Origin of the sequence: Bradyrhizobium sp. PRIMUS42, from assembly GCF_023006515.1 — a bacterium.
Taxonomy (GTDB): domain Bacteria; phylum Pseudomonadota; class Alphaproteobacteria; order Rhizobiales; family Xanthobacteraceae; genus Bradyrhizobium.
This window is the reverse complement of the sequence record NZ_JALBGZ010001003.1, coordinates 1-1,757: the sequence shown is the minus strand read 5'-3', so window position 1 is coordinate 1,757 and position 1,757 is coordinate 1. Positions and strand designations below refer to the sequence as shown.

General features: G+C 64.2%; 2 protein-coding genes and 1 pseudogene. 1 reads left to right on the top strand and 2 read right to left on the bottom strand.

The features are described from left to right. Together MOV75_RS36810 and MOV75_RS36805 are read right to left on the bottom strand one after the other, a co-directional pair. Positions 1 to 325 (bottom strand): annotated as a pseudogene (locus tag MOV75_RS36810) (hypothetical protein); the annotation flags it as partial. 185 nt (positions 326 to 510) lie between these two features. Next, complete coding sequence (locus MOV75_RS36805) at positions 511 to 1,275, bottom strand: hypothetical protein (protein WP_246924082.1); 765 nt, start codon at positions 1,273 to 1,275, stop codon at positions 511 to 513. Positions 1,276 to 1,413: 138 nt separating this feature from the next. Here MOV75_RS36805 and MOV75_RS36800 point away from each other — a divergent pair. Further along, the coding region (locus MOV75_RS36800) for a cation:proton antiporter (RefSeq protein ID WP_247007841.1) at positions 1,414 to 1,757 on the top strand (344 nt) is incomplete at its 3' end.

Here is a 1,757-nt window from a genome sequence, read left to right as displayed (position 1 = left end):
AGGCCCTTGCATCCTTGCCGTCCAGCGCAATGGCGCGGTCGATGTCTCGCAGGGCCTGGGTGAGGCCACCCGAGCTCCGCGCATTGGCGTCAGCACGGACCAGCAGCGCCGAGGCGCGGTCGGAAGCGGGATTTGCGGCCTGGTCGATGATGGTGCTGCAGGCCGGAATCAGCTCCACTGGAGCGGCCTCGCTCCCCATCACGCAATCGGTGGCGGCAGAGGCCGGAGCGGCGAGAACGAAGCTCATTGCCGCGCTGAACAGAAAGATTCGCAGCGAACTTTTGGCAAACGAAGACGTTTGCGCGGAAGGATGCGTGCCGCACATGGCAGAGAGCTCCGTGACGTCGGGTTCTCACCATTGTCGCGGCCGGCAAGGGATGGGTTCAATTCGGGCCAGTCCACACCGTCATGGCCGTACTTGACCCGGCCATCCACGTCTAACCTAGGGCGGAAAGAAACTGGATGCTCGGGACAAGCCCGAGCATGACGAGCGCTTTTGGAGCAAAGCCCTCAATACCCATCTACCCCGTTGATCCGCTGCAGGCGCTCCTGCATCGCCTTCTTCAGATCATATCCCGGCCGGCCGTACTCCGCATTGCGGCGGGCAATGAACTCATTCTGCTCACGCTGGAGGTTCTTCGCTTCCGCCGGATTGCGCGCCTCCCGGATCGCGCGCGCGTTCGACCCAAAAATCTCGCGATCAAGATCGGCGAGCTCGCGATTGCCGCAGATCGCCTTCTCCACAGCCCGGGCCGCACGCTTGCAATTGAAGCTGGGCTTGCCGGCGACGGCCATCTGCGCGCCGATCCGCTCGATCTCGCGCGCCATTGCCTTGTGATTGGCCTTCGCCTTCTCGTGGCTCGGGTCGATCTTCAGCGCCGCGCCGAAATCCTGCACCGCCTTGGGCTTGTCGCCCTTCTTGAGCCAGAGCTCGCCGCGCGCATTGAAGACGTCGGCAAGCGTGGGATCGAGCAAAAGCGCGCGGCTGTCATCGGCAATGGCACGGTCGATCTGGTCGTGCCGCGCATAGAGCGCCGCACGCGCGATCAGCGCCTTGATCAGGTCCGCCTTCACCGTCTTCTCATTGTCGATCACGGCGGCGCAGGCCGTGGCGGCCTTGTCCATGTCGTCGGCCGCGGTCGCCGCGAGGCATGACGCGACATCGAGCCGGATCACCGCAGCCGGCTCGCCACCGGTCGCAGCCTGAGCGGCGGCGAGCGAGAGCGCGCAAAGCAATACGGCACCTGACGATTGAATGAGTTTTTGAAAACGCATGCTCGCTGCAGTCGGAAATCTTGCTTTCGGACCTGACTTAACTCTTGCCTTGGTTCTTGCCTCGGGGCCGTACTATCCATCATACGGCCGGATTGGTGCTAGCTTGTGGCGCCGCTCATATCGGCCTCGGGGATCATCGTGTCGACATTCGAATGGATCATCACGCTTCTGCTCGGCGCCGTTGCCTTATCGGCGCTGGCGCGGCGGATCAAGGTCCCCTACCCGACCTTTCTCGCCATCGGCGGCGCACTGATTGCCTTCGTGCCATCCAGCCCGTCCTGGGCGCTGGAGCCGGACCTGGCATTGGCGCTTTTTGTCGCACCGGTGCTGCTCGACGCCGCCTTCGACACCTCGCTGCGCGATCTGCGCAACAATTGGGTTCCCGTCTCGACCCTGGTCGTCGCCGCGGTCGGCCTCACCACAGCCGGCGTCGCCTTCGTCGCGCACCGGTTGATGCCCGACATGCCTTGGGCCGCCGCGGT